Origin of the sequence: Thiomicrorhabdus cannonii (assembly GCF_013391695.1) — a bacterium.
Lineage (GTDB): Bacteria > Pseudomonadota > Gammaproteobacteria > Thiomicrospirales > Thiomicrospiraceae > Thiomicrorhabdus > Thiomicrorhabdus cannonii.
On record NZ_JACBGH010000007.1, the window covers coordinates 89,443 to 97,434 of the forward strand.

Below are 7,992 nucleotides of genomic sequence, written 5' to 3' on the forward strand. Positions count from 1 at the left end.
GATGACCCTATCCTCTTCCGCAACACACTTTGCGATTATCATTCCCGCGTACAATGAAGCCCTGACGATTCGCGAGGTGGTGGAAAACGCCTTGCAACACACGCCGCACGTGATTGTGGTCAACGACGCCTCGCAGGATGCGACCGCGCAAATCGTGCAGCAAACGGCCGCCATCCTCATTGAACACGTCAAAAACCAAGGCAAGGCGGCGGCGTTGCAATCGGGTTTTATAAAAGCCCGCCAGCTTAATGTGGACTACGCCATCACCCTCGACGGCGACGGCCAGCACGATCCGCATAATATCCCGCAACTGCAGGCAGCTTATGCGCAGCACCCGCAGCATCTGGTGGTCGCGGCACGTCTGCAGAACCGCGAAAACGCCCCCAAAGCGCGCTTGATGGCCAACAAAATCGCCGATTTCTGGGTCAGCTGGGCGGCGGGCAAACCGATTGCCGACAGCCAATCCGGCTTCCGCCTCTACCCGTTTGCTTTGCTGGAAAAGCTCTCGATCCGTCCGCACCGCCGTTCCGGTTTTGTGTTTGAAAGCGAAGTCTTGATTGAAGCGGCGCGTGAAGGCTTTGATTTCGTTTTTGTGCCGATCGCCTCCAGCTACCCGGAGCAGCGCCGCGCCAGCCATTTCCGTCCGGGTTTCGACATCACCCAGATCACCCTGATGGTGGCCAGAAAACTGCTGAAAAAAGGCCTGTTCCTACCCGGCCTGTTCAGATCCTTGAGACACAAACCCAACATTTTCATCTCCTCCACAACGAAGGAAACACCTTGAAACACTGCGATGTCTTTATTATCGGCGGCGGCCCTGCCGGTTCGATTGCCGGCGCCAAACTGGTTCAGGCCGGCTTCAACGTCAAACTGGTGGAACGCCAGACTTTTCCGCGTTTTGTCATCGGCGAATCACTGTTACCGCGTTGCAACCAACTCTTGGCCGAAGCCAATATGTTGGAAAGCATCGAAAACGCCGGTTTCCAGTTCAAAGGCGGCGTCGCCTTCCAAACGCCGGGCAAGTTTGAGATCTACCATTTTGCCGACAACCTCGGCGAAGCGCATAACAGCTCGTTTCAGGTGAAGCGCGAACTGTTTGACCATGAACTGCTCAAAGACGCCGAACGCAAAGGCGTGGAGGTGGAGTTTGAGTCGGAAGTGATCGCCTACGACCCGGAGGCCAACATCGTCACCGTCAGAACCAAACAGGGTGACATTGAACGTTATCAGGCCAAAAAGGTCATCGACGCCTCCGGTTACGGCCGCGTTTTACCGCGCCTGCTGGATTTGGACAGCACCCCCAAACTGGCGCTGCGCCGTGCGACTTTCTGCCGCGTAGAGGGCGACATCCGCCCTGCAGACGGCACCGACGGCTACATTTACGTGGACATTCACGGCGACAACGACGCCTGGATCTGGAACATCCCTTTCAACGACGGCATCACCTCGGTGGGCGTGGTCTGTACCGAGGAGTTCTTCCAGTCCAAAAACATGAACGAAAGCGAATTCTGGGATCACATTATCGACACCACGCCGGCCGCCAAAGCGCGCTATGCGCACGCCAAAAAAATCAACGACGTGGGTTTCTTAAGCGGCTATTCGGCGGCGGTCAAAAAACTTTACGGTAGCAACTTCGTGCTGGTAGGCAACGCCTCGGAATTCCTCGATCCGGTATTCAGTTCAGGCGTAACGCTGGCGCTGGAATCGGGTTCGGTCGCCGCCGATTTGACCATCAAGGAACTCAACGGCGAAACCGTGGATTGGCAGGTCGAATATGAAGACTATATGCTGCGCGGCATCAACGTCTTCCGCGAATTCGTCACCGCCTGGTATGACGGCCGCTTGCAGACCATCTTCTTTGCCGACGACAAGGAACCGCGCATCAAGCAGTCGATCACCTCGGTGTTGAGCGGCTACGTGTGGAATCCGAAGAACTTCTTTGTCAAAAACAGCGGCCGTGCGGTCGACACGCTGGTCTCCATTATCGAAGCCCGCTGAAACCTCACACCTTGAAGAAAAGGCGTGCGCTCACATAAATCGCCAGCACGCCCACCACCATCACCTGGCCGATTGCCACCAATATTGGAATCGGCGTCAACAGCAGAAAACCGAACGACAAGAGCGTCGTCAGCAGCGCGGCATGCACGGAACGTAGATATTCCGGCTGCTTGTCGTTGCGGGCACTCTGTGCGAACAGGCTGTAATCCAGGCCGATGCCGATCAACAGCAGGCTCGCCAACAGGTGAAAAACCGTCAACACCTGCCCCAACGCCAGCAAAATCGCATAGGTAAAGACCAAGCCCAAAACGACCGGCATTAAAAGTGAACAGGCCGGGGTGAACGCACGTTTCCAGGAGAGGCTTTGCGCCTTGACCGCCCATAAAACCAACAGCATCACCACCAGAAAAGCCGCCAACACCTGCAACAGCTGCGTGCGCAAGGCGCCCACCGACTGCGCCACAAACTCGCGCTGATCGAACCAGACCAGACCCTGGGCGTGTGCCCAGGTACGCACGCTGTCCTTATCGGCCACCTGTCGCAATAGAATTTTACCGACCACGCCATCCTTTTGCTGCGTCAGCAGATGATCGGCCAGCGCCCTCTGCCAACCGGCGGCCTGGGATTCAAACCCTTTCAAATCAAGCAACGGCAAGTTCTTGCTCTGTTCAACCTCGGCGATAAAGCCGGCAAAATGCTTGGCTTGGAACGGCGTTCCCGCCTGTTGCGCCGCCGCAAGCAAAGCCGGCTGCAAGTCTGCTGCCGCCGGCAGTGCATATTGGCGTTCGTGCTGCAAAGCCTGGCTCGGCAGCAGATCGGCGAGCATCGTTTTGCCCGCAATCTGACCTTGCTGCTGCAAACTCAACAGGCCGGGTAGCAGAGCCTCCTGACGCTGCAACAGGGTTTCGACATCCGGCGCGCTCACCAGCAAAAACTGCCCGGCCTCCGCCTGCTGAAAATGGCGGCGCAATTCACCGTCCTGCTGCAACAGACCTTGCGGCACGGGGCTTAAACTCGCCAGGTCATCCTGCCACAGCCATTTTTGGCTTAACGGCCAGGCGGCCAGAAGCAATCCTGCCAGCAATAGCCAATGGCCATAAGACCCAACTTGCGGCGTGGTTTGCGCTGGCTGCCCCGCCATTTCAGTCGCTGTTGTGGACGGCAAAACCCACAACAAGGCACGGGTAAGCCACATAGCGCTCAAGATACCGGTGATGGCAAACACCGCCATCTGCCGCAGGCCGTCAATCTCCAGCACAAACAAGGTCACAAATCCGGCCGCCGTGGTCAACGCACCGAGGCGGATCAACGGCCAGGCGCGTTTTTCGACCGCTTGGCCGTCACGCCGCGCACTGAAGGCGTGAATGGGGTAATCCACCGCCACGCCGATCAGCACGACACCCAGCGCCAGCGCCAGCGCCTCCACAAAGCCGAACAGCCACTGCACCGCCAACACCGCCAACAGCGAACCGATCGCCAAGGGCACAAAGCTCAACGCCACCCATAGCGGCTTACGCAGACGCCAGCCCAGAAACAGCAACACTGTCAACATGGCCAACACCGACAGCTGCTGAATGCTGCTCTGAATCGTCTGCCGCGCCTGCCAGGCAATCAACGCTGGGCTGGAGGCCTGAATCCGCCATTGCGGCTGCTGCGCTTGTATCGTCTGCAACGCCGCCCAAAAATGCGCTGCCGCCTGCTCGTCTGCCTGCAAATGGACCAACAGCAGCGCCGCAGCCCCCTGCGTATCCTCGGCGAACCAGTAGCCGTCACGCACGGCGATCTGCGTTTGCTGCTGCATTTGCCCGATATAACGCAACCACTGTTGCGTGGGATCGGCCAATGCCTGCGTCTTATCCGGCACAATCCCCAACTGCCACGCCTGCCAGAGGGTTTGCAACCCCGCCTGCAGCGCCGCTTCGCTGAAATCGGCCGACGCCAGCAGGTAGCGATAGTGCAGCAATCCAGCCGTTTGCGCGGCCAACAGCGACGGCGGTTGGTTTTCGACTCTGGCAACCGACGTGTCGGCTTGCAATAAGGCTTTGAGTTGGTTGCCGGCCTGAAGTAGCGCGGCCGTGTCAGTCGGGTTTGGTAGACGCAATGCCAGCATCACCGGCTGCTGCCGCTGGTCCTGCGATAAGGCCTCTTTTAAGGTGGATTGTAATAGCGCCTGCTCTGTTGTCTGCGGAGCGGGGAAAAACGCGGTGAGGTGGTTTTGCAGCGTGATTTTAGGCAGGCTCCACGCCGCCAGCCATGCGAAAAGCAGGATCATCAGCACTAGCAAGACATAACGCGCTTTTGCTGAAAACGGCGAGGCCATCACGGCTTAGGTCCGGTTACGGTTGCTGAGGCCGGTAAAAGGCTGAACTCGCGCCAGTCGCCCTGACGCATCTCCAGACGGATACGCTCTACCCCGGCCTGTTGAGATTGATAGACCCCGCTGACCACGATCTGACTGGCATTCAGTGGCGATTGCGCTTTGGGTTTGAGGCGCAGCTGCCAATGCGTGTTATCTTGCCAAAGCAGTTCGCTGGCATACTGTGGTTGCAACTTCTGCGGCCGCCCCTGCATCAACCACTGCAAAGGTTCGATAAACTGCGCCACCTCGGGTAGCTGGGCCAGAGCGATCTGCAATTTGCGTCCCGGCAGATCAACCTGCAACTGCCCATCCTGCAGGGCGAGTCTACCGCTGATGGGCGCGGTATAAACCATCTCGAAATGCTGCGGCGAAACAAATCTGAACAGGCCGGCATAGCGGCTCGTCAACTCCAATAAGGCGTCGAAACGCTCTTCCTGAAAGCCTTGCTCGGCCAAGGGTTGAGGCCAGGCCTGGTAGAGTTCGTTCAGGCTGATTTGCGCGTGCGCAGCGGATTGAACCCAACACAGCAACATGGCAAGAATCCCGCGTTTCACTCTGCCTCTCCCGAGCGCTGCCAATACTGAAAGAAGTTGAACCAGTTGTAGGGCGACACACGACACTGCTCCGCCACCATATCCATATAGGCCTGCGCCATCTCTTCAATTGGCGTATCCGCCGTATAATCCAGCTGGCGGTTGATAATGGTATAGCGGTTGCCGCCGTCGAAACGGCCGAAAAAGACATTCACCGGCAGTTTGAAGCGTTTGGCCAGCTTGAACCCCGACACCGGCACGGCAATCGTATCGTTGAAGAACTTAACCGGTACCGTGGTCTCATCGCCCACCGCCCGGTCTTTCAACATGGCGACGGACTGGCCGTTCTGCAAAGCCTCATGCATGGCAAAAACGGTGCCCATCCCCTCCGAGGCGATAATGTTCTCGGCCAATGCCGGGTTGAGGTCGTTCAGCAGTTTGACAAGATTCTGGTTCTGATCGACTTTAAGGACGATTTTGATTTTCAGGCTGAGGCGCTTTGCCGACAGAGCGCGTATCGCGTCGAAACTGCCGAAATGCGCGCCCAGGAACAGCTGGGCCGGCTGCCGGCTGATGCTCTCCGCCCAATTTGGGGGATTATCAAACTGCAGGGCAAACGTATGCGTACGCCCAGTCAGAAAATAGACGCGGTCGAGAATGGTGGTCGCAAACCACAAAAAATGGCGGAAAACATCCGCAAACCCAACAGGCCGGTCAAGGACCTGACGTAAATAATGGCGGGATGCCGCGACTTGCGACTTGGAGATCAACACAAAAAACAACGTGATCGGATACAGCAACGGCAAAACGGCAAAACGCGGCAGTTTAAGAGCAATGCCGCGTATCAGACGCAGCCAGAATTTAGAACTGCGCTCTTTTTGTTTTGTCCAACTGCGTTCAGAGTAAGGCATTTTCAACCAACGTAAACTGCCCCGATACGGCCAGGGTTTGCTGCGGTGTGGCCGGATGCAGCCATATTTTAAAATCTGCGCTAACGGTTTGCGGCGATTTGCTCTTAAAAGTCACATCAACCAACCAGTTTTCTTGCGGTTGGACCGATGCGGTGAATTTGGCCTGATTGACCGCTGCCACACAGAATTCGGGGTAATGTTGAGAAATCAGATGTTCTACGCGTTGCAGCAATACCACACCCGGCACAATCGGCCGACCTGGAAAATGTCCGGCAAATGACGGATGATTCGCCTGAATGCATTGTATCTCTTGTAAATTCACGCGTGGCGTTGACATGACAATTTTTCCTGCAAATGCGCCACCAACTCAGCCAGTGCCGCCTGCGGTAACTTGCCGACGGCATTGCGCGGCAAGGATTCGACAAAATGAATCCGACGGGGTAAAAAAACCGGATCCATCCAGGGCGTTAACGCGGCTTTGATTCGCGCCGCCTCTAAACAAGTGGAAACCACCAGCGCGTGCATCCGGTCGCTAGCTGCATCATACCAAAAGGTGGCATCCTCGACCCCGTCTATCCCGAGCAAGGCTCTGTTCAGATCCTCAAGCGAGGCCCGCTTGCCGGCGACTTTAACCAGGTCACTCTGCCGGCCCAGCAGTTCAAACTGGTCAGCATCGGCCAATCTTAAGCGATCATGCAGGACGTGCGTTTGTGCCAGCGCGTCGATATGCAGTTCCGTGCAATCACCGCGCTGTGTCAACCGGTAGCCGTCATACAATCGCCAAAGTGGATGATGCAATGGTTCACGCGAGGCGAGTGACGCGGTTTCGGTACTGCCATACACCTCAAAGACACGTGCATTAAGGTGCATGGCGAGATCACGCGCCAATGCTTCAGACAGCGGCGCAGTCGCAGAAAGGATATTAAGACGAGGCACAGTGAGCTCAACACCGTAGTCCAATAGATTGCGTAAATGCAACGGCGTGGAAATCAGCCACACTTCGCGGCCGTCAACGGCATTAATGGCAGCCTGAATGTCTTCCGGAAATAACGGACGTCCGTTGTATACCTGTGCGCCACTCAATAACGGCCACAGCATGGTGGTCTCAAAGCCGAACATATGCTGTTGCGGAACGGTTGCCACCACGTAAGGTTTAACATCCGCCCAGCCAAAACGTGCAATGGCTTGCTCACCCATCGCGGCGAGTTCACGCCAGGTTTTACGCACCGGTTTGGGCAAGCCAGTCGAACCGGAAGTAAACATTACCACGTCACTATTGGAATCAAATTCAGCAAGCATTTGTTCCAGCGAAACAGATGCTTCTTGGGCAAGACAATCACTAATATCCGCAGAACTGATCCACTCGGTAGCCGGCCTGTTGAGAATTGAACAGTCGCTGGCCAACCACAACAAGCTGTCGGGAAAAAAGGCCTGAATATCGTCCAAGGCACGACGCGTCGTGCCGGATGGCAAAAGAAGCGTGCCGCTACGCATCGCAACCGCCAGCAGCACTATCAAAAAGGCATGCCGATCACTGAACAGATTGACTACATGAGGCTTGGGAGGCAGGCGCTGGGCAAGCTGCCAGGCAGCACTAATAATCGAACTTGTGGAATAACCATCTGTACCGTCAGTTAATAACCAGCCATCCCTTAATGCATGATGTGAAAGACGTGACAACACACAAAACCGTCTTAAGCGGGTTTATGGGCTTCAACAAAATCGGTTAAGGCCGCTACAGAGGAAAAAATCTCAGATACATTCTGGTCGCCGGATTTGATCTTGATACCGTACTGCTTGTTCAGGGCCAGCGAGATTTCCAAAGCGTCAATCGAATCCAATCCCAATCCATCGTTAAAAATGGCAGCCTGAGGGTCAATATCCTCTACTGTCACGTCTTCAAGATTAACGGCATCGATGATCATTTGAGCAATTGCAGCTTGCGCAGGTGTCATATTTCTTCCTAAATGCATATTAAATCAGGCGCGTATTATAACGCTATCGGATGATTTATGGATACAGAACACTGAGCAGAAATACTCATGTGAATTAACAGAGTCGATTTTAGGCAAAAAAAAACCCGCCACGGTGAGGTAGGCGGGTTTTAGGATATAAGCTTGGCGATGACCTACTCTCGCATGGGACCTCCCACACTACCATCGGCGCTAAGACGTTTCACTTCTGAGTTCGG

General features: G+C 55.7%; 8 protein-coding genes and 1 rRNA gene. 2 read left to right on the forward strand and 7 right to left on the reverse strand.

Translation table 11 applies throughout. The features are described 5' to 3' along the window. Position 1 precedes the first annotated feature (1 nt). Both HZ297_RS08910 and HZ297_RS08915 read left to right on the forward strand, forming a co-directional pair. Positions 2-784, forward strand: coding sequence for a glycosyltransferase family 2 protein (locus HZ297_RS08910; protein WP_178862921.1), 783 nt, complete (start codon positions 2-4; stop codon positions 782-784). Next, entirely contained in the window at positions 781-1,998 is a 1,218-nt protein-coding gene (locus tag HZ297_RS08915) for an NAD(P)/FAD-dependent oxidoreductase (RefSeq protein WP_178862922.1), read from the forward strand. Before HZ297_RS08910 ends, HZ297_RS08915 begins: the two co-directional genes overlap by 4 nt. Positions 1,999-2,002: 4 nt before the next feature. Here HZ297_RS08915 and HZ297_RS08920 read toward each other — a convergent pair whose 3' ends face one another. The 7 genes from HZ297_RS08920 to rrf form a co-directional block, all read right to left on the reverse strand. Beyond that, complete coding sequence (locus HZ297_RS08920) at positions 2,003-4,321, reverse strand: MMPL family transporter (RefSeq protein WP_178862923.1); 2,319 nt, start codon at positions 4,319-4,321, stop codon at positions 2,003-2,005. Beyond that, the gene (locus tag HZ297_RS08925) at positions 4,318-4,911 is read right to left on the reverse strand and encodes a LolA-like protein (RefSeq protein ID WP_178862924.1); all 594 of its coding nucleotides are present in this window, start codon (positions 4,909-4,911) and stop codon (positions 4,318-4,320) included. The genes HZ297_RS08920 and HZ297_RS08925 overlap by 4 nt, the downstream gene beginning before the upstream one ends. Further along, the gene (locus HZ297_RS08930) at positions 4,908-5,801 is read right to left on the reverse strand and encodes a lysophospholipid acyltransferase family protein (protein ID WP_178862925.1); all 894 of its coding nucleotides are present in this window, start codon (positions 5,799-5,801) and stop codon (positions 4,908-4,910) included. Before HZ297_RS08930 ends, HZ297_RS08925 begins: the two co-directional genes overlap by 4 nt. After that, positions 5,788-6,138, reverse strand: coding sequence for an ApeI family dehydratase (locus tag HZ297_RS08935; protein ID WP_178862927.1), 351 nt, complete (start codon positions 6,136-6,138; stop codon positions 5,788-5,790). Before HZ297_RS08935 ends, HZ297_RS08930 begins: the two co-directional genes overlap by 14 nt. Continuing rightward, entirely contained in the window at positions 6,120-7,481 is a 1,362-nt protein-coding gene (locus HZ297_RS08940) for a class I adenylate-forming enzyme family protein (RefSeq protein WP_178862929.1), read from the reverse strand. Before HZ297_RS08940 ends, HZ297_RS08935 begins: the two co-directional genes overlap by 19 nt. 14 nt (positions 7,482-7,495) lie before the next feature. Beyond that, positions 7,496-7,756, reverse strand: coding sequence for a phosphopantetheine-binding protein (locus HZ297_RS08945; protein WP_178862931.1), 261 nt, complete (start codon positions 7,754-7,756; stop codon positions 7,496-7,498). Positions 7,757-7,916: 160 nt separating this feature from the next. Further along, a 5S ribosomal RNA gene (gene rrf, locus HZ297_RS12250) occupies positions 7,917-7,992 on the reverse strand; the annotation flags it as partial.